Source organism: Ruegeria sp. C2 (assembly GCF_056537765.1).
On sequence record NZ_JBQFRZ010000001.1, the window covers coordinates 1,697,439 to 1,717,020 of the forward strand.

Here is a 19,582-nt window from a genome sequence, read left to right on the forward strand (position 1 = left end):
AACTAACTATTAACTTCATGTTATATATTTCTCTACGCCAATACGAATACATTTGCGCCATTGGTCGGTGTGGCAGCCTCTCTTTGGCGGCGGAGCAGGTCAATGTATCGCAGCCCGCCTTGTCCAACGCCCTGACCCGCGTCGAATCGCATCTTGGCTATCCTTTGTTCTCACGCAGGCGCGGGGCGGCGATGGTACTGACACCTCAGGGCAGAAAATTCATTGAAGAAGCCGAGGCTTTGCTGAATCGTGCCGCCCTGCTGGAAGCTTCGAAAGAGCCCGTTGCAGGCGCAAACAGGCTGCGACTGGGTTGTTTCATCGATCTGGCACCATTCCTGCTGGCCCAGGCTCTTCACACACTTCGGGACAATCTGCCCGAAGTCGAAGTGTCCCATGGCGTCGAGAGCTTTGAGGATCTGATCACCAGCTTGATCGAAGGTCGGTTCGATCTTGCATTGACGTATGACTTGGGCATGGACGCCGGATTTACCCGTTCAAAGCTGTTCGACAGCAGCCCATGTGCATTGGTTTGTCCGGACCACCCTCTGGCGAAGTCGCGCCAAACAACACTGGAAGAACTTGAGACCTATCCGCTGATTCTGTCCAAAGAAGGGCTCTCTGCCCAACATGTCCTTGGATTGTTCAAACAACTCAGCCTGAACCCAACGGTTTCGCATCGAGCAGAATCGCTTGAGATTCTGCGCAGCTTGTCGGCCCATGGCGAAGGCGTCGGGATCAGCTATGCGAACCCGGCGAACACATACAGCTATGACCGGTTGCCATTGATCAGCCTGCCGATCAGCGATCCCGGCGCGCGTGAGGCCGTCGTCCTTGCCCGTCATGGCAGCGGGCCAACCGACTCGATTATAGCAGCGGCTGAACAGACACTCACCGCAAAACTGCAAACTGGATAGTTACTGTGTTTTGCGCAGACGGATCACTACATCGACTGAAGCGATTTCAACCCCTTCCGGGGCTTCGGGCAGTTGCTGTATCACCAACTGGTCCGAAGGCGCATCGCTCAGGCGGCTTTCATCTTCCCAGAAGAAATGCGGGTGATCATGCGTGTTGGTGTCGAAATAGCTCTTCGATCCATCCACGGTGATTTCTTGCAAAACGCCTGCCTCGCAGAACGCGCGCAGGGTATTGTAGACCGTGGCCAGCGAAACTGCGTCGCCCTTGTTTTTGGCCGACTCAAACAGGCTTTCGGCGGTCACATGACGATGCAGCCCATCGCCAACGAGCAGTTCCGCCAGAGCAACCCTCTGACGTGTCGGTCGCAATCCTGCGCCAACCAACCAATTCGTAGCGATTTTCCGGCTCTGAGGTGTCATCAATCCGATACCTGTGTTTTGCTATCCCATATATAAGTGCGCCGGCACCGTAATTTCAAATGAAATTCATTCGCAAAGAATGTCGTAAGCACAACATGATATGGCGTCCCGCTCTTGCAGGACCTTGCGTGCGGGTGCTAGACGAGGCCAGATGTAACAAAACAGACCCCTGGCAGGAGAGGCGGCAGAATGGCCCAATTCCCGAGCAGTTTTGACAAGGACGATCTGCTGAAATGCGCCCGAGGCGAGTTATTCGGCCCCGGCAACGCTCAACTGCCTGCTCCGCCGATGCTGATGATGGATCGGATTACAGATATCTCGGGTGATGGCGGTGCGCATGGCAAGGGTCATGTGGTGGCCGAGTTCGATATCACTCCGGACCTTTGGTTCTTCGACTGCCATTTCCCGGGAAACCCAATCATGCCCGGCTGTCTGGGTCTGGACGGCCTGTGGCAGTTGACGGGTTTCAACCTGGGTTGGCGTGGCTGGCAAGGACGCGGCTATGCGCTGGGTGTGGGCGAGGTCAAGTTGACTGGCATGGTCCGGCCCGATCGCAAGATGCTGACTTATTACGTGGATTTTACAAAAGCCGTTCAAACCCGTCGCCTGACCATGGGCGTCGCCGATGGCCGGGTCGAGGCCGACGGCGAGGTGATCTATCAGGTCAAGGACATGAAAGTTGCATTGTCCGAAAGCTGACCCCAGCTGTTGGACAGGGAACTGAACCAAGGAACACAGGAGTACGCTTATGCGTCGCGTCGTCGTCACCGGTCTGGGGGTCGTCTCCTCCATCGGGAACAATGCCGAAGAGGTCTTGGCCTCACTCAAAGCAGGCAAATCCGGGATCGAGGCCTGCGAGCAGATGGTTGAACATGGCTTTCGCAGCCAGATCGCCGGTACGCTCAAAATCGACGTAGCCGAGCATGTGGACAAACGCACGCTGCGCTTCATGGGTCCCGGCGCAGCCTATGCCCATATCGCGATGAGCCAGGCGATTGCAGATGCCGGTCTTACGGAAGAACAGGTGGTCAATCCTCGCACCGGCCTCGTGGCCGGATCGGGAGGGCCGTCAACCAGCGCCATGCTGACCGCGCACCAAACTGTGCTGAAAAACGGCGCGACCAAGCGGATCGGCCCATTTGCGGTTCCGAAATGCATGTGCTCGACCATTTCGGCGAATCTTGCGACTGCGTTCAAGATCAAAGGCATCAACTACTCGATCACCTCGGCCTGCTCGACCTCGCTGCATTGCATCGGCAACGCGGCGGAACAGATCATGCTGGGCAAGCAGGATGTGATGTTCGCTGGTGGTGGCGAAGAACTGGATTGGACCCTGTCCTGCCTGTTCGACGCGATGGGCGCGATGTCGTCCAAATACAACGACACGCCAGAAAAAGCCTCGCGTGCGTTTGACGAGAATCGCGACGGATTCGTGATCTCGGGCGGCGGCGGCATTGTCGTGCTTGAGGATCTGGACCACGCACTGGCGCGCGGCGCAAAGATCTATGCCGAAGTCACCGGTTATGCCGCAACCTCAGATGGTCACGACATGGTGGCCCCGTCCGGCGAAGGCGGTGAGCGCGCGATGCGTCTGGCGCTGTCCACCCTGCCCGAAGGCCGCAAGGTCGGCTATATCAACGCCCATGGCACCTCGACCCCGGTTGGTGATGTCGGTGAGGTCGAAGCTGTGCGCCGCATCTTTGGCGAGGGCAACGTGCCACCGATTTCATCGACCAAGTCGATGACCGGCCACGCACAGGGTGCGGCGGGCGCACTTGAAACGATCTTCTGCCTGCTGATGCTGGACAATGATTTCGTAACACCGTCGATCAATGTCGACACACTTGCCGAAGGCATCGTGCCCGGTGAAATTGCAACTCAACTAGTTGAAAACGCAGGCTTGGACAGTGTGATGACCAACAGCTTCGGCTTTGGTGGCACCAACGGGTCCATGATCTTGTCGAAGTATAACGGGTGAACAAGATGTCAGATCAACTTAAAGGAAAACGCGGCCTGATCATGGGTGTCGCAAATGATCGCTCGATCGCCTGGGGCATCGCCAAAGCCATGCATGAGGCGGGCGCAGAACTGGCTTTCACCTATCAGGGCGAAGCATTCGGTAAACGATTGGAACCGTTGGCCCAAAGCCTGGGTAGCGATTTCATGGTCGACGCAGATGTCACCAATGACGAATCGCTGGATCGTGCATTCGATGAACTGGCCACGCGCTGGCCGACCATCGATTTCGTGGTCCACGCCATCGCCTATTCTGACAAGTCTGAACTGACGGGTCGGTTCCTGAACACCACGCGAGCAAACTTCAAACATTCATTGGACGTATCGGCCTATTCCTTCATCGAAGTCGCGCGTCGCGCTTATCCGCTGATGAAAGACAATGGCGGCACGCTGCTGACGCTGACTTATCAGGGCTCGAACAAGGTGGTTCCCAACTACAATGTCATGGGCGTGGCCAAGGCGGCACTGGAATCGGCGACCCGCTATCTGGCCAATGATCTGGGCCCCGAGGGCATCCGCGTGAACGCCATCTCTCCCGGCCCGATGAAAACGCTGGCCGGTGCGGCCATCGGTGGTGCGCGCAAGACATACAAGTTCTGCGACCAGAATGCGCCCATGCGCTCGAACGCGACGCTTGAGGCGGTAGGCGGCACCGCCGTGTATCTCGCCTCGGATGCAGGAACATATACCTCGGGCGAAATCATTCGCGTCGATGGCGGTTACCACATCCTGGGCATGCCGCAGCCCGAAGCGATGTGACCATTTCTTTCCCTGCGGGTGTCAAGATTTGACCATCTTTGGCCTGCAGGGATTGCATATGAGCAAACTAGAACAGATCCTTGCCAGCAATGGGCGGTCGCTCAACTTCCGGCGGAAGGTCGGAGGCATGCATGCGGGCGTGCTGTTGCTTACTCTCAGCATATTGTTGTTCGCATTGGTGTTCTTGACCCAACCGCATGTCCGGGATGCGGTTGAGCCGTTATTGGCACAGATTCCGGGGCTTTAACCTCCCGCGCGATCAGTTGACCGAAACGATCTCGATATCGAAGATCAAATCCTGCCCGGCCAGCGGGTGATTGGCGTCAAGCGTCACGGTCGCTTCATCAACCTCTACCACCGTGACAGGCAAGGCTTGCCCGTCGGGGGTCTGCATTTGTAACTGTGTGCCGGGTTCCAGCGGAATATCATCAGGGATGCCCTCACGCGGGATCTGTTGACGCATGCCCGGATTGATCGGGCCATAGGCGTCGACGCAGGCGATCTCGACCCGCTTCTTCTCACCGATCTCCATACCCGGCAACGCCACGTCCAGACCGGGAATGATCTGACCTGAGCCAACCGCAAACTCAAGCGGATCGCGTCCCTCGGAACTGTCAAAGACTTTACCGTCCAGCAGGGTTCCGGTGTAATGGATGCGAACGGTGTCGCCTTGTTTGATTGCGGTCATGGTGGCCTCCGGCCTCAAGGGGAATGAGCGGCGCAGCGTATAGGCTGACACGCTATTGTAAACCCTGCCCTCTTTAACCTGTGGAGCGGTTGTGCTTACCTGCGCCCGATCAGGGGAGGATCAGATGGCAATCACCACTTGTGTATTCGACGCCTATGGCACGCTTTTTGACGTTGCCGCCGCAGCAAGACAGGCCGCCGCCGAGCCGGGGTTCGAGAGATTGGCCAACAAGTGGCCTGAGTTGGCAAATCACTGGCGGTTGAAACAGCTGCAATACACTTGGTTGCGCGCGGTTGCTGATGCGCATGGCGATTTCTGGGATGTGACGCAAGACGGGCTCGATTGGGCGCTAGAAGCGGTTGGCTTGCAGGGCGACGACACCCTGCGCCAACGTCTTCTGGATCTTTACTGGGAGTTGCAGGCCTACCCCGAGGTTCCCGAGATGCTGAAGGCCTTGAAAGCGGGTGGTATGCAGACGGCCATCCTGTCCAACGGATCGCCCCCGATGCTGGATGGCGCGGTGCAATCTGCCGGGATCGGAGAGGTTCTGGACGATGTACTGTCCGTCGAAAGCGTAGGCGTCTTCAAGCCGCATGCCCGCGTCTATGACCTGGTCCAAGATCGGTTTGGCTGCGCCCGAGACGAGGTTCTGTTCGTCAGCTCCAACGGCTGGGATGCCGCCGGCGCCAGTGGCTACGGCTTTGTCACGGCCTGGGTCAACCGTGCGGGTGAGCCAATGGACCGTCTGCCGTGGAAACCGGCGCATGTAATGTCTGATCTGACAGCGATACCTCAGCTGGCAGGGCTTTGATGGCGTTTTTCACGACCTCTGATGGCAAACGCCTCTACTTTGAAGACACCGGATCGGGCCAGCCCCTGTTCTGCCTTGCGGGCTTGACCCGCAACAGTCGAGATTTCTCATTCCTCGCGCCGCATATCAGCGATCTGCGGATGATCACGATGGATTATCGCGGGCGCGGACAGTCCGATCACGACCCGGATTTTATGAACTACAATATCCTGCGCGAAGGGCTGGATGTGATCGAGTTACTGGATCATCTGGGCCTGAAAAAGGTCTCAATCCTCGGCACCTCGCGCGGCGGACTGATCGCCATGGCCCTGGCCGCCAGTCACGCCGAGCGTCTGTCTGGTGTCATCCTGAACGATGTCGGGCCTGTGATCGAAGCTGAAGGTATCGCCAAGATCATGGATTATATGGGCAAGCAGCCCGTCGCAAAAACCTATGACGAGGCGGCAGAGGCGCTACAAAAGATCATGGATTCGCGGTTTCCCGGCGTGCCGCTCACCATCTGGCGTCAGCAGGTTGAACATCAATATCTGCAATCTGAAACAGGCCTCGATCTGCGCTATGACAGCGCCCTGCGCGAAGCTCTGATCCAGCAGGCCGCCGCGGGGCCACCGCCCGACCTTTGGCCCTTGTTCGACGCGTTGCGCGATATCCCGACCGGCGTGATCCGGGGCGCAAATTCTGACGTGTTCGGAGCCGCTACGCTCGACGAGATGCAAAGCCGTCATCCCGGCCTGATCTGGGCCGAAATCGCTGATCGGGGGCATGTACCCTTTCTGGATGAGCCCGCCTCCCTCGATGTAATCCGCAAGACATTGGACGCGACATGAGCAGTGTTGAGATGATCGAAGCCGCCGCCGAGCGGCTGAAGGGACATGCACGCGAAACGCCGCTTCTGTCTTCGCCGTTTCTGGACGAGATTGCCGGACGCAGGGTGCTGGTGAAACCCGAATGTCTGCAACACACCGGCAGTTTCAAATTTCGCGGCGCGTGGTCCGCGATTTCGGCTCTGGATGACGCTGCGCGACAGCGAGGCGTCATCGCCTATTCCTCGGGCAACCACGCACAGGGGGTTGCTTATGCCGCCAGCCAGCACGGGATATCGTCGGTCATCATCATGCCCTCGGACGCGCCGCAGCTGAAGATCGAGAACACGCGGGCGCTTGGGGGCGAGGTCGTTCTGTATGACCGCGCCAATGAAAGCCGGGAGGAGATCGGCGAGGCGCTGGCCGCCCAGCGCGGACTGATCCTGATCCGGCCCTATGACGAACCACAGGTGATCGCGGGTCAGGGCACGGTCGGGCTGGAACTGGCGCGGCAAGCTGAGGCGCAGGGCGTCACGCAGGCAGATGTATTGATCTGTTGCGGCGGCGGCGGCTTGACCTCGGGCATCGCGCTGGCGTTGGAGCGCCACGCCCCCGGTCTGCGCGCCCGCCCGTGTGAGCCGGAGGGGTTTGATGACGTCAAACGCTCGCTCGCGTTGGGCTCAATTCAGAATAATACCGCGTCTTCCGGCAACATCTGCGATGCGATACTGACACCAGAACCGGGAAAGATCACCTTTCCGATCCTAAACCGGCTCTGCGGACCGGGGTTTTCGGTCACTGAGCAGGAGGCACTGCGCGCAATGGCCATGGCATTCCTGCGCCTCAAGATTGTATTGGAGCCCGGCGGTGCGGTGTCGCTGGCCTCGGCATTGTTCCGAGCCGACGAAATCGAAGGCGATGCGGTGATCGTCGTTGCCTCAGGTGGCAATGTGGACCCGCAGATTTTTGAACAAGCGTTGGAATTCCTGACCTGACAAGCGCGTGCAACACGTGCACTATTGTAGCTCGAAGCCATTTGCTCGGGACCTCTCATATGCACATCGCCGATCTTGGAGACGTCAAGATACATTACCGTATTGACGGGGACCCGGATGGTGCGCCCTTGGTCTTCGGCAATTCCCTTGGCACCGACATGCGCCTTTGGGATCCGAACTTGCCATTGCTTCCCAAAGGTCTGCGCATCATCCGCTTTGACAAGCGCGGCCATGGCCTGTCTTCGCAACCCGATGGCCCTTATTCCATGGGGGCGTTGGTCCGCGACACCGAACGACTTCTGGATCATCTGGAAGTCAAAGACTGCATGTTTGTCGGCCTGTCGATTGGCGGGATGATCGCGCAGGGCTTGGCGGTAAAGCGCATGGACCAGATCCGGGCGCTGGTCCTTTCCAATACAGCCGCCAAGATCGGTACGCCAAAGATCTGGCAGGAGCGCATGGACGCAGCCCGCGCAGGTGGGATCGAGGCGCTCGCGGATGCCACCATGGAGCGGTGGTTCTCAAAATCTTTCCGCGCCGATGCCGACCTGGAGTTGTGGCGCAACATGATGGTGCGGCAACCCTTGGAAGGGTATCTCGGCTGCTGCGCAGCAATTTCGGGAACCGATTTCTATACTCCCACCAGTGGCCTGCGCCTTCCGACGCTTGGAATAGCTGGCAGCGAAGATGGTTCGACCCCACCCGATCTCGTGCGCGAAACGGTTGATCTGATCCCCGGCTCGCGATTTGCACTGATCCGCAAGGCAGGCCACCTGCCCTGTGTAGAGCGGCCGGCAGAGTATGCCGAACTTCTTAACAATTTTCTGGCCGAGACTGGTCATGTGTGAGGGGGTGTAGACTTGGCTGATTTCTTGCTGGTTCACGGATCCTGCCATGGTGCCTGGTGCTGGCGCGATCTGATCCCCGAGCTTACCACGTTCGGACATACTGCGCGCGCCATCGACATGCCCAGCCACGGCTCTGATCCAACGCCCATTCCCGATGTCACGCTGGAATCTTGCCGGGATGCGGTACTGGATGCCTCAAAGCCAGAGACAATCATCGTTGGGCATTCCTGGGGCGGTTACCCGATCAGCGCAGCAGCCGAAGCCGCGCCCGACGCGATGCGGGCTTTGGTCTATCTCTGCGCATATGTCCCGCAATCCAGTCTTTCGATGATCGAAATGCGCAAACGTGCACCGCGCCAGCTGATCGGGGATGCGGTCGAGAAATCTGCAGATGGTCTGTCCTACAGCGTTTTGCCGGATCGGGTGCACGGGTTGTTCTATCATGACTGTCCGCGCGAAGTTGTTGCCTATGCTCTCGGGCGTCTTTGCCCGCAAGCAATCGCGCCACAAGACACTCCGCTGGATCTGAGTGAGAATTTCGCACGCGTGCCTAAGGCTTATATCCGTACAACAGATGATCGCACCGTTCCGACCGAATATCAGGCCGAGATGGCACATTGCGCAAATCCGAACCTGAGCCTGACCATCGACAGCTCTCATTCACCGTTTTTTTCGCATCCGGAACATCTGGCCGGACTGCTGCACCAGATATCGCAGCGAATTTAGGCGTGTATTAGGCGTTTCCTCCCTCCTCGTTTGCCTTTCAGCACAACAGCGACACCCGGGTGGCGGATTCCGCCTTGCCTGTTGATCCACAACGGGTCACCGTGACTGAAAAAGGAACGGGGAAAGACATGCAAACCATCAAAGCAGCCGTGTGCCGGGAATTCGGCGCGCCACTGGTGATCGAGGATATTCTGATCGCACCACCCGGTATGGGCGAGGTCGAGGTCACGCTCGATGCGGTGGCGATCTGCCACTCGGACATCTCTTTCGCCAGCGGGGCGTGGGGCGGACATCTGCCCGCCGTTTACGGACATGAAGCTGCGGGTGTCATCTCGGCAATCGGAGAGGGCGCCGGGGCATTCAAGGTGGGCGATCCCGTGGTCGTGACACTGATCCGCGCCTGCGGATCATGCCCATCCTGCGCAGGCGGCAAGCCCACCATTTGCGAAACGCCATATGACACCGTTAAGGGCCCACTGCGCACCGCGGATGGCGGCGCTCTGGAACAAGCCATGGCCTGCGGAGCCTTTGCCGAGAAGGTCGTGGTCAGCCATCGTCAGATCGTAAAAATCCCTGAAACACTGCCAAAGGACCTCGCCAGCCTGCTTTCATGTGGCGTGATCACCGGGGTTGGCGCTGCGGTGAACGCCGCAGAGTTGCGCCCCGGACAGGATGTTGTCGTGATTGGTGCGGGCGGGGTTGGCCTCAACGCCATACAGGGCGCACGCATCGCCGGGGCGCGGCGGATCGTTGCGGTCGACATGACCGAAGAAAAGCTCGAGATCGCCAAGGAATTCGGCGCAACACATGGCGTTTTGGGTAGCCTCAATGCGCCGTGGAAGGCCGCATATAAAGCCCTCGGCGGGCGTGGCGCGGATGCGGTTCTGATCACCGTCGGCGCGATCCCTGCTTATGATCAGGCCCCGCGTTATCTGGGTCGGGGCGGCAAGGCGATCATGGTCGGGATGCCTCATTCGGGCGATATGTCCAGCTATGAACCCGTCGTTCTCGCCGCACTGGGACAGGGTATGGTCGGTTCGAAAATGGGGGACGTTGTGATCCAGCGGGACATTCCGTGGATGATCGATCTTTATGAACAGGGGCGTTTGAAACTGGATGAGCTGATCTCGGGTCGTTGGTCACTGTTGCAGATCAATGAGGCGATCGAGGACACCAAAACCGGTGCTGCCAAGCGCAATGTGATCCTGTTCGACAGGGACTGATAACCGGGGGAATACCAAGTGAAACTGCAGGATCTCGATGTCATCGTCACCGCGCCTCCGGCACCCGGTTGGGGCGGGCGGTATTGGATACTGGTCAAGGTCACGACCGATACGGGCGTGATCGGTTGGGGCGAATGCTACGCCTCTTCCGTCGGTCCCGAAGCCATGACCCATGTCATCCGCGATGTGTTCGAACGACACATGATGGGGGAGAACCCCGAAAATATCGAGCTGATGTTCCGCCGCGCTTATTCCAGTGGCTTCACCCAACGCCCTGATCTGACCGTGATGGGCGCATTTTCAGGGCTTGAGATCGCTTGCTGGGATATCCTTGGCAAAGACCGGGATCGTCCGGTTTATGCGTTGCTGGGCGGGCGGATGAATGATCGCATTCGGTCTTATACCTATCTCTACCCCCTGCCTCAGCATAATCTGACAGACTTCTGGACCTCACCTGAACAGGCCGGGGAATGCGCTGCTGAAATGGTGCGTCGCGGTTATACGGCCGTCAAATTCGACCCTGCAGGCCCTTATACCATCCGGGGCGGGCATATGCCTGCGATGACCGATATCTCAATGTCGGTGGCCTTCTGCAAAGCCATTCGTGAGGCCGTGGGCGACAAAGCCGATCTGCTGTTCGGAACCCATGGGCAGTTCAATACCGCCGGCGCGATTCGTCTGGGTCAGGCGCTTGAGCCTTATTCGCCGCTCTGGTTCGAGGAGCCGACCCCGCCCGACATGATCGAGGACATGGCCCGCGTGGCCCGCGCTGTACGCATCCCTGTTGCAACGGGTGAGCGGATGACCACCAAAGCTGAATTCGGCGCGGTTCTGCGTGCTGGTGCCGCCGAAATCCTGCAACCCGCGCTTGGTCGCGCTGGCGGTATCTGGGAGATGAAAAAAGTCGCCGCTATGGCCGAAGTGTTCAACGCCCAGATGGCACCTCACCTCTACGCCGGACCGGTAGAGTGGGCGGCCAACATCCATCTGGCTGCATCCATTCCAAATCTCCTGCTGCTGGAAACCATCGAAACCCCGTTCCATGACCAGTTGATCAAAAGCTCGATCCGGGTCGAAAACGGCTTCGTCACCCCACCGAGCGCACCCGGCCTGGGGATCGATGTGGACGAGGACCTTGCCCGCGCCAACCCTTACTCAGGCGACGGGTTGCACCTGCAGATGCAGGAAGATCCTTGCGATTATGAGCATGGAAACGCCTTTCAGGGTGGTGCTCCGGCAACCGAGGGGTGACAATCTGCGACCAGATGGGGCATATTGTGCGAACCCCCTTATGGCATATCGGTTTATTAAGTGACGACGCAGCCCCCTGAAACCAAGACACCATCTGCAGACACCTCCGCTGACATGAAAGAGAGCGCCACTCGGGCGACCGCGTTCCTGAAAGCACTGGCGCACGAAGGCCGCCTTATGACGCTGTGTCACCTTGGCGAAGGTGAGCGATCCGTGGGCGAATTAGAAGCACTGCTGGGGATGCGGCAAGCAGCAGTCAGCCAGATGCTGGCCCGCTTGCGTGAAGAACAGCTGGTCAAAGCACGTCGCGAAGGCAAAACAATTTACTACGCACTGAACGACGGCAAAACCGAACGCGTCATAGCGCTGCTTTATGACCTGTTCTGCCAACCAGAAAGCTGATCCGGTCAGTTCGAGACGTATCCCGCGATCACCTGCAACAGCTTGAATGCCGTCGCGGCATCGTTTTCGACAACCGCCAGGAATTCCTCTTCCCCGATGCGCAGGCACGATAGATCGGTTTCGGCGATCATACTCAGCGCGCGCGGCTCCTTGCGGATCAGGCCAAGCTCTCCGACCAAAGCCCCTGCCCCGACCTTGGTGATTAACTGATCTGCCTCTCCCGGATGGGGCAGATACAATCCCGCTTCGCCTTCCAGAATGACATAAGCACCATCCGTCGGCTGATCATCCTTGAGGAAGATCACCTGCCCCGGCTTTGCATCGAACCAGCGCGCACCAAAGGCCAGCAGGCGTAACTGACGACGGTCCAGACCAGAGAACAGCGGCGTCTGCTCCAGCGCCCGCAGCTTGCGCCCAAGGTCAGCCGAGGCCGCGCCGTCGCCTTCGACATCGGTGGGTCCTTCATCCGTCACGACGCGACCTTGCCGGATTTCAACGTACATGTCGAATACGTCCGGGCTTTCAAATTGGTCATTCAGATAGATAACGGTCGCTTCTGGCAGCAATTCGCGCAGGTTCTTATACACCGCCACCTGCGTCTGCATATCGTAACTGGCCAGCGCGTTTTCGAGGATCAGGATATCCGGCTTCTTGATCGCAGCACGGGTAAAGGCCAGAGGTTCGGCAAAAACTGCAGGCAGGTTCTGACCACCCAACGCCACCGGCACGTCATAGATCAGTTCGACCACCATCGGGCGTGCGCCGTTTTCGGCCAACACATCCACAATCAGCTTGCGTGCCTCATCCGTGCGCGCGCCGCCAATCTGACTGACCTTGCCAAAGAGCGCGTTCTCCATCACCGTCAAACCCGGTGCAAAGGTGGCCTCATCCAGTGGCACAAAGACGTTGTGCAACCGTTCCAGCAGTTTCTCGGAATGGCTGTGTCGCAGCTCTAGAATGCGGTTCTTCAATTCGTCCGAGAAAGCCGGGCCGATCTGTTCCGCCGAAATCACGAAGGGCACAGCCAGCAGGTTGGCCAATTGCTCGTCATCTAGCCCGCTGACGCCTTCCTTGCGGGTCTGTTCGACCAGCTCAACTGCCGCCTCGTAGGTTGTGACCTCAAGGCCCAGCTTGCGGAATAATGGATGATCTGTGCCGTCCAATCCAAAGATCTGGCGCAGCATTTCGATTACATCTCGGGTCAGGTTGGCCAGTGTTTCATCCAGCCCTAGCTCCCGCAGTTGCCCCAGGAACACCGTTTGTTTTGCCAACAGTTGCTGTGTGACCGGCACACGAGGGGTCGCGAACAGCAGGTTCTCTACCACAGGCAGCGCGGGGTTGTAAGCGCAACGGTCAAAGACCAACGCCTGCTGTTCCAGCCCAGCCTCGCGCACAGCTTTTTGCACCAATGGGCGCAATTCAACCAACTTGGCTGCAAGTTCCGGTCGCTCTTTTGCATTGAAAACCTGTTCGGCGCCCCGCTGGAACAGCGTTGCACCCGAACCCATGCCGTCGATCAGTCTAAGCCACCATTCACGCAGATGAGTGATATCGTCGAAACCGGCAAGTCCGGGGTCTAACCATTCCGCCTGAAAGGGATCTGTGCTGTTGCCCGCCCGCAATGTCTCGGCGAAATCGGGATCCTCGGTCGCAGTAGACATCGGACGCGACCGGATCGGCATCATGACGTTCTCGCCCAGCGTTCCCTGAAACATGACCGGGCGCGAGGTCGCCAGACCGATCCGCGCTGCAACAACGCTTTGGTGCAGCCCTGACATATCGACCCCACCAACCTCAAGCCTTCCTGAGGTGGGCAAAACCTCGCGCGTTAGCAATTCGGTCAGGGCGTGGCGATCTTCTTCGCTGGGGGCCGCGATACCGATGGTCTGGCCCGCAGGAAAGGTCAGATCCAGATCGTCCAGCACCTGATTACCGTCGATATCGCGTACCGAAATCCGGTTAAGGACGATATCGCCATTCAAATGCGGACGCTGGTCGGGCTCGCCATCGAAAAGGGATTCGTTGATCATCCCGTCCGGCGCGAAACGTTCAATCACAACTTCCCAGCGCAGCGACATATCCTGCGTCTGGTTATAATAGGTCAGCAATTCCTTCCATGGAGAACTCAGGTCCTTATACGCCGCCAGCGCGGCCACCAGAGCCCCCAGCGAAACCGAACCCTGCAACACCAGCAGGCCACCCACCAGATAGAACATGAACGGCGTCAGTTGCGAGATGAAGTTGTTGATGAACTTCATAAAGAATTTTTTCTGATAAATCTCGAACCGGATGCCGAATAACCGGCCCAACTGATCCGAGATCATCGCCCGACGATAGCGCCAACCGCCATTGGCCCGCAGGGTCGAAGCACCCGCCGCGTTCTCGCCGATCTGAGCAGCCAGTACGCGGACTTCTTGTATGCGTTTCTTGTTCAGAAGATTGATTTGGCGCTGCAAGCGCGGAATCAACCAAGCCTGCAAAGGTATCAATGCAACCGCTGCCAACCCGAACCATACGCTTTGTAAAAACAGGAACGACAGGATGGTGATCATTTGCCCGGCCTGCAGCACTGGCTGGCTGATCGCATCGCCCATTAACCCGCCCATCGGCTCGCTTTCGGCGGTGATCATCGAGACCATCTCGCCCTGGCTCACACGCTCGAAATAGGGTTGCGGAAAGCGGAGCGCGCGGCTGATCAACTGATACCGGAAACGGCGCAGCATCCGTTCGCTCAGGACACCTTTCATGGTATTGATGCGCATCTTCATCAAGCCATGGGCCAAAACGGCCGCCAGGAAGGCAAAGCACAAGATCATCAGGAACGTCGTCTGCGGCAGCGCATAACCCCAGACGTTGACAATATCGCTGGTCGCGCCGATCGCATCGTTGATAATACGCTTGGGCAGTTCCAGCGTCAGATACAACAACGGAAACAGCGTCGCCGTCACGGCCAGCAGGATCAACTGGTCGCGCTTGGAGTATTTCCAGATGAACCGAAAAATCGTTCGTTCTATGGAACCCGCCCCTGCTTTTGATCCGCCGCTCAAATCGATGTTTTTGGCGTGAATACAACAGCCCGAAGTTACCGCAATCGTATCCGTGGACGCAATTAAATTTCCAAATTGCGCCGAATTACCCTTGTGTGAACAAGTTCATTTGCGCGGCAGCCAATTACCCCCTAGTCTTCTGATTCAGGACGATATCGGGAGGATTAATTTGCCTGCCAGTTTTGGCGCTGTGTTTCTGTTGCTCTGTCTGCTTCAGATCAAACATATGTTTGCCGATTATTATTTACAGACGCCCAAAATGCTTTCCGGGCGAGGCTCGTATTTCCATGTGGGGCGCGCGCAGCACGCAGCTGTGCATGTCGTGGGCTCAGTCCTTATCTTCGCGCTGTTTCGCGCGCCGGTAGAATTCATCCTGATCATTGCCGCGCTAGAGTGGATCGTGCATTTCCACATCGACTTCGCTAAAGCGCATTATTCAGAGCGAAAGCAGCTGCAACCCAATCAGGCCGCATTCTGGCGCGCTGCCGGTCTGGATCAACTTATGCACAACCTGACTTATATCGGCATGGCTTGGGCCTGGGTGTCCTTCGCCACCTGATACTCAGGGAACTACCGGACGATTCCGCTTGATCGGGCGCAGCACGACATTGGTTTGCGCGCTGGCAACGGCTGGCAAGCGGAACAAAAAATCCTCGAGGAAAACGTTATAGGCCGCAAGGTCGCGGCACAGAACGCGCAAGTGATAGTCCGCCTGCCCGGTCGTGGCATAACACTCCTGAACTTCCTTGCTGGTCTCAACGGCCCGGATGAAATCCACGATCTTCTCGGGGTCGTGGCGCGTCAGATGTACATGCACGATAGCCTCGAAGGTAAGCCCTATAGCGGGGGGATTTACCAATGCACCATAACGCTCGATCACCCCCGCCTCTTCCAGCGCTCTGACCCTGCGCCAAAGGGCCGAAGCCGACATTCCGACGGTATCGGCCAATTCGGCATTGGACATGCGGCAATCACTTTGCAGGAGAGCGAGGAGGCGGCGATCTCTGTCATCGAGCTCGGTCATAGTGGTTTATTTATCCGATTTTCTTCAAGGAATCGAGATACTCATCCTGTTTACTCACATATCTCGCGATTTTAGGCAAAATTATTCAGCCTCGCCGGGATAAACTTCCAACTCTTACAGTTAACACCCATGGATCGCCGGAATGAGCCACCACGACCCCAACCCCCGCATCTATCAGCTTGAGGACCGCTATGCCCTGACCCAAGGCCGGGTCTTTCTGACGGGCACCCAAGCTTTGGCTAGGATCATGATGGATCAGGCACGCAGGGACCGGGACGCAGGTCTGAACACAGCCGGTTTTGTCTCGGGATATCGCGGCTCTCCTCTGGGTGGATTGGACCTCGAACTCTGGCGCGCCAAGGAGCGGTTAAAAGCCGACCGCATCACCTTCATGCCCGCTGTGAACGAAGACCTCGGGGCGACGGCTGTGCTTGGGGCGCAGCAGGCTACACTGGATCCGCATTGCGAGGTCGAGGGTATCTTTTCCATGTGGTACGGCAAAGGCCCCGGTGTCGACCGATCCGGGGATGCCTTGAAACACGGCAACGCCTACGGCTCTGCACCAAAAGGCGGCGTGTTGGTTGTGGCTGGCGATGACCATGGTTGTGTCAGCTCTTCGATGCCGCACCAGTCGGATGTGGCCTTCATGGCGTGGTTCATGCCCACGTTGAACCCCGCCTCGGTCGCGGAATATCTCGAATTCGGGGAATACGGGTTCGCCCTGTCCCGCTTTTCAGGCACATGGGTCGGATTCAAGGCCATCTCGGAAACAGTCGAGAGTGCACGCTCCGTCAACCTGCGCCCAGACCGAAGCTTCACCCTGCCGCAACTTGACCTGCCCGAACGCGGATTGCATGTGCGGACCGCAGACCTACCCTCACCCGAGATTGAAACTCGTATCCAACACAAGCTGCGTGCCGTACGGGCCTTTGCTGAAGAGAACCCCATCGACCGGCGCATTTATGACATCGACAATGCGAAGTTCGGCTTCGTGACCACCGGCAAGGGGCATCTGGATCTGATGGAGGCCTTGCGTCTGCTGGGTCTGGATGAGGCCGCCTGCCGCCGTCTGGGGATCGACATCTACAAGGTTGGCATGGTCTGGCCGCTGGCGCGCCGCAACGCATTGCGCTTTGTGAAGGGCAAAGCCGAGGTTCTGGTCGTAGAGGAAAAGCGCGGCATTATCGAAAGCCAGTTCAAGGAATATTTCTATGACTGGCCCGGCGACAAACCCCACAAAATGGTGGGGAAGTATGACAGCCACGGTGAGCCGCTGATCCCGTGGACCGGGGAGCTCAGCCCCTTGATGCTAGCCCCCATCGTGGCCGCCCGCCTTGATACGTTCTTTCCGGAAGAAAACCTGCCCGCCAAGGCGCGCGCTCTGACTGAAACACCTCCGCCAGTCATAAGTGTTTCCGGCGCAAAGCGGACACCCTATTTCTGCTCGGGTTGCCCGCACAATACTTCGACCAAAGTTCCCGAAGGCTCCACCGCCGCCAGCGGAATCGGTTGCCACGTCATGGCCTCGTGGATGGATCGCGAGACGGTCGGCTATGCGCAGATGGGGGGCGAGGGCGTGCCCCATGTAGTGGCTTCGCAATTCAACGGCGGCAAGCACATCTTCCAGAACCTTGGTGAGGGAACGTGGTATCATTCGGGCTCTCTCGCTATCCGTCAGGCTGTAGCTGCCGAGACGAACATCACGTATAAAATCCTCTACAATGATGCGGTCGCGATGACCGGAGGGCAGCCGGTAGATGGACCTGTCAGCGTAGCGGGTATTGCCCAGACCTGTCGTGCAGAAGGGGTAGAACGGATCGCGCTGGTCTCGGATGATATCTCCAAATTCGACCGCGCCAATTTCCCGGTGGGAACCACGTTTCACGATCGGGCAAAGATGGACAGCTTGCAACGAGAGTTGCGCGACATTCCCGGTGTCACGGTTCTGATCTATGAACAAACCTGCGCCACCGAAAAGCGCCGCCGCCGCAAGCGTGGCACGATGGAGGACCCCTCGACCTTCGTCTGGATCAACGATCTGGTCTGCGAAGGCTGCGGCGACTGTTCAGTCGCGTCGAATTGCCTGAGCGTTGAACCGCGCGAAACCCCGCTGGGTCGCAAGCGCAAAATCAATCTGAGTTCCTGCAACAAGGATTTCTCGTGCCTGAACGGGTTCTGCCCGAGTTTCGTGACCATCGAGGGCGCAACCCGTAGAAAGCGGACCATAGAACTGGACCTCAATGTGATTGAGGCGGATTTACCCACTCCTGAAGTTCACTCACTGGATAAGCCATTCGATCTTCTGGTAACGGGCGTCGGCGGAACCGGCGTAGTTACAGTTGGAGCCTTGATCACCATGGCGGCGCATCTGGAGGGCAAAGGGGCCTCAGTTCTGGATTTCACCGGCTTTGCCCAGAAATTCGGAACAGTGCTGAGCTATATTCGCCTTGGCACCGCACCCGATGCGCTTAATCAGGTTCGTATTGATCAGGGCGCGGCGGATGCGGTGATTGGCTGCGATGTGGTCGTCAGTTCGGCGCCTAAAGCCTCCGCCCATTATACGCATGGCACACAGGTCGTGCTGAACTTGGCCGAGATGCCGACCGGAGATCTTGTGCTGCGGCGTGATGCTCAGCTTCGGGTCGATGCACGGGAACAGGCCATTGCCGATGTGGTGGGGGCTGATAATTTGTCCAGCCTTGATGCAAACGCAATTGCCGAGGCGCTGCTTGGGGATACAGTCTTCGCCAATGTCATCATGTTAGGCTACGCGTGGCAAAAGGCACTGGTACCCGTCTCGCACAGCGCGCTGGCTCAGGCCATCCTGCTCAACGGTGTCGCGATCGAGAAGAACCGACTGGCTTTCGCACTTGGGCGTTGCCTAGCAGTTGATCCCGGCCGGGTTCAGGGGCTGACGCAACCGACCGAGGCAGAAGAAACGCTCGATCAGATGATCGCGCGTCGGGTTGCGTATCTGACAGAATATCAGGACGCGGCTTATGCTGAACGCTATGCGCAGCAGATCGAAGCAATCCGTGCATCCAAGCCGGAAATTTCTGGTCGTGTCCTGGAGTCCGTCGCCCGCAACCTGTTCCGATTCATGGCTTATAAGGACGAGTTCGAAGTGGCCCGGTTGCACACATCCTCTGCCTTCACGGATGAACTTGCGCAGCAGTTCGAAGGCGACTTTAAAACCAAATACCATTTTGCTCCGCCGATACTGAGCTGGCGAAAGGATGAGCGCGGAAGGCCGCTCAAATTTGCGTTAGGTCCGTGGATGCGCCCGATTCTTCAGGGGTTATCACGTCTGCGCGGTTTGCGCGGGTCAGCGTTTAATCCCTTTGGGTATCACGCTGAGGCGCGTCTGCATCGGGATGTGTTGAGATGGTATCGGTCCCTGCTGGATCAGTTGCAGGCAACCTATTCCTCCGAGGATGACGCCATTTGGTATGATGCGTTGGCTTGCGCCGATGAGGTCCGGGGATATGGTCCGGTTCGCATCGAGGCCGCCCGCGCCGCGGAGTTGAAGGCGGACGAGTTGCTGAAAGGCCGATCCGGTCAAGCGACCTGATCCGGACATGAGGATCGACAGATCTTGAGCCACCGCTTGTCGAACGCATCGATGTCGGCAGGAAAGCCCTCGGAGTGGATGAGG

At 58.1% G+C, this 19,582-nt stretch carries 19 protein-coding genes; 15 read left to right on the forward strand and 4 right to left on the reverse strand.

Going from position 1 to position 19,582, the window contains the following annotated elements; all coding sequences use genetic code 11:
• Positions 1 to 17: 17 nt before the first annotated feature.
• A complete protein-coding gene (locus ACR0IV_RS08580; RefSeq protein ID WP_480657031.1) occupies positions 18 to 914 on the forward strand; it encodes a LysR family transcriptional regulator in 897 nt (298 codons plus the stop codon).
• Here ACR0IV_RS08580 and irrA read toward each other — a convergent pair whose 3' ends face one another.
• A complete protein-coding gene (gene irrA / locus ACR0IV_RS08585; protein ID WP_480657030.1) occupies positions 915 to 1,334 on the reverse strand; it encodes an iron response transcriptional regulator IrrA in 420 nt (139 codons plus the stop codon).
• Between the two features lie 189 nt (positions 1,335 to 1,523).
• On the opposite strand from irrA, the gene fabA reads away from it, so the two are divergent.
• From fabA to ACR0IV_RS08605, 4 genes are read left to right on the forward strand one after another with little or no spacing between them, the layout of a single operon-like run.
• A complete protein-coding gene (fabA, locus tag ACR0IV_RS08590; protein WP_093964585.1) occupies positions 1,524 to 2,033 on the forward strand; it encodes a bifunctional 3-hydroxydecanoyl-ACP dehydratase/trans-2-decenoyl-ACP isomerase in 510 nt (169 codons plus the stop codon).
• 49 nt (positions 2,034 to 2,082) lie between these two features.
• Complete coding sequence (fabB, locus tag ACR0IV_RS08595) at positions 2,083 to 3,312, forward strand: beta-ketoacyl-ACP synthase I (protein ID WP_480657029.1); 1,230 nt, start codon at positions 2,083 to 2,085, stop codon at positions 3,310 to 3,312.
• A 5-nt stretch (positions 3,313 to 3,317) separates the two neighbouring features.
• Positions 3,318 to 4,109, forward strand: a complete 792-nt coding sequence (locus ACR0IV_RS08600; RefSeq protein WP_480657028.1) for an enoyl-ACP reductase FabI — start codon at positions 3,318 to 3,320, stop codon at positions 4,107 to 4,109.
• Between the two features lie 58 nt (positions 4,110 to 4,167).
• Complete coding sequence (locus tag ACR0IV_RS08605; protein ID WP_480469055.1) at positions 4,168 to 4,356, forward strand: hypothetical protein; 189 nt, start codon at positions 4,168 to 4,170, stop codon at positions 4,354 to 4,356.
• A 12-nt stretch (positions 4,357 to 4,368) separates the two neighbouring features.
• On the opposite strand, the gene ACR0IV_RS08610 is transcribed toward ACR0IV_RS08605, so the two are convergent.
• Positions 4,369 to 4,797 carry an FKBP-type peptidyl-prolyl cis-trans isomerase gene (locus ACR0IV_RS08610; RefSeq protein ID WP_480657027.1) on the reverse strand — a complete coding sequence of 143 codons (429 nt, stop codon included), beginning with the start codon at positions 4,795 to 4,797 and terminating at the stop codon, positions 4,369 to 4,371.
• 124 nt (positions 4,798 to 4,921) lie between these two features.
• Here ACR0IV_RS08610 and ACR0IV_RS08615 point away from each other — a divergent pair, with 124 nt between their 5' ends.
• The 8 genes from ACR0IV_RS08615 to ACR0IV_RS08650 all read left to right on the forward strand — a co-directional run bounded on the left by ACR0IV_RS08615 (position 4,922) and on the right by ACR0IV_RS08650 (position 11,856).
• Positions 4,922 to 5,608, forward strand: coding sequence for a haloacid dehalogenase type II (locus ACR0IV_RS08615; RefSeq protein ID WP_480657026.1), 687 nt, complete (start codon positions 4,922 to 4,924; stop codon positions 5,606 to 5,608).
• Positions 5,608 to 6,435, forward strand: a complete 828-nt coding sequence (locus ACR0IV_RS08620) for an alpha/beta fold hydrolase (RefSeq protein ID WP_480657025.1) — start codon at positions 5,608 to 5,610, stop codon at positions 6,433 to 6,435. Before ACR0IV_RS08615 ends, ACR0IV_RS08620 begins: the two co-directional genes overlap by 1 nt.
• Positions 6,432 to 7,406: a threonine ammonia-lyase gene (locus tag ACR0IV_RS08625; RefSeq protein ID WP_480657024.1), complete on the forward strand. Its 975-nt coding sequence runs from the start codon at positions 6,432 to 6,434 to the stop codon at positions 7,404 to 7,406. Before ACR0IV_RS08620 ends, ACR0IV_RS08625 begins: the two co-directional genes overlap by 4 nt.
• A gap of 59 nt (positions 7,407 to 7,465) precedes the next feature.
• On the forward strand, positions 7,466 to 8,254 hold the full coding sequence (gene pcaD / locus ACR0IV_RS08630) for a 3-oxoadipate enol-lactonase (protein WP_480657023.1): 789 nt from the start codon (positions 7,466 to 7,468) through the stop codon (positions 8,252 to 8,254).
• A gap of 12 nt (positions 8,255 to 8,266) precedes the next feature.
• On the forward strand, positions 8,267 to 8,980 hold the full coding sequence (locus tag ACR0IV_RS08635) for an alpha/beta fold hydrolase (RefSeq protein ID WP_480657022.1): 714 nt from the start codon (positions 8,267 to 8,269) through the stop codon (positions 8,978 to 8,980).
• A 128-nt stretch (positions 8,981 to 9,108) separates the two neighbouring features.
• Positions 9,109 to 10,203: a Zn-dependent alcohol dehydrogenase gene (locus ACR0IV_RS08640; protein WP_480657021.1), complete on the forward strand. Its 1,095-nt coding sequence runs from the start codon at positions 9,109 to 9,111 to the stop codon at positions 10,201 to 10,203.
• Between the two features lie 18 nt (positions 10,204 to 10,221).
• Complete coding sequence (locus ACR0IV_RS08645) at positions 10,222 to 11,454, forward strand: mandelate racemase/muconate lactonizing enzyme family protein (protein WP_480469047.1); 1,233 nt, start codon at positions 10,222 to 10,224, stop codon at positions 11,452 to 11,454.
• A gap of 114 nt (positions 11,455 to 11,568) precedes the next feature.
• Positions 11,569 to 11,856: an ArsR/SmtB family transcription factor gene (locus tag ACR0IV_RS08650; protein WP_480657020.1), complete on the forward strand. Its 288-nt coding sequence runs from the start codon at positions 11,569 to 11,571 to the stop codon at positions 11,854 to 11,856.
• A 5-nt stretch (positions 11,857 to 11,861) separates the two neighbouring features.
• On the opposite strand, the gene ACR0IV_RS08655 is transcribed toward ACR0IV_RS08650, so the two are convergent.
• Positions 11,862 to 14,903, reverse strand: coding sequence for an ABC transporter transmembrane domain-containing protein (locus tag ACR0IV_RS08655; protein WP_480469046.1), 3,042 nt, complete (start codon positions 14,901 to 14,903; stop codon positions 11,862 to 11,864).
• 169 nt (positions 14,904 to 15,072) lie between these two features.
• On the opposite strand from ACR0IV_RS08655, the gene ACR0IV_RS08660 reads away from it, so the two are divergent.
• Complete coding sequence (locus ACR0IV_RS08660; protein WP_480471876.1) at positions 15,073 to 15,462, forward strand: DUF3307 domain-containing protein; 390 nt, start codon at positions 15,073 to 15,075, stop codon at positions 15,460 to 15,462.
• A 3-nt stretch (positions 15,463 to 15,465) separates the two neighbouring features.
• Here the strand turns inward: ACR0IV_RS08660 and ACR0IV_RS08665 are convergent, their stop codons facing one another.
• Complete coding sequence (locus ACR0IV_RS08665; protein WP_480657019.1) at positions 15,466 to 15,927, reverse strand: Lrp/AsnC family transcriptional regulator; 462 nt, start codon at positions 15,925 to 15,927, stop codon at positions 15,466 to 15,468.
• A gap of 142 nt (positions 15,928 to 16,069) precedes the next feature.
• Between ACR0IV_RS08665 and ACR0IV_RS08670 the strand changes: the two genes are divergently transcribed.
• Positions 16,070 to 19,498: an indolepyruvate ferredoxin oxidoreductase family protein gene (locus tag ACR0IV_RS08670; RefSeq protein WP_480657018.1), complete on the forward strand. Its 3,429-nt coding sequence runs from the start codon at positions 16,070 to 16,072 to the stop codon at positions 19,496 to 19,498.
• Positions 19,499 to 19,582 lie beyond the last annotated feature (84 nt).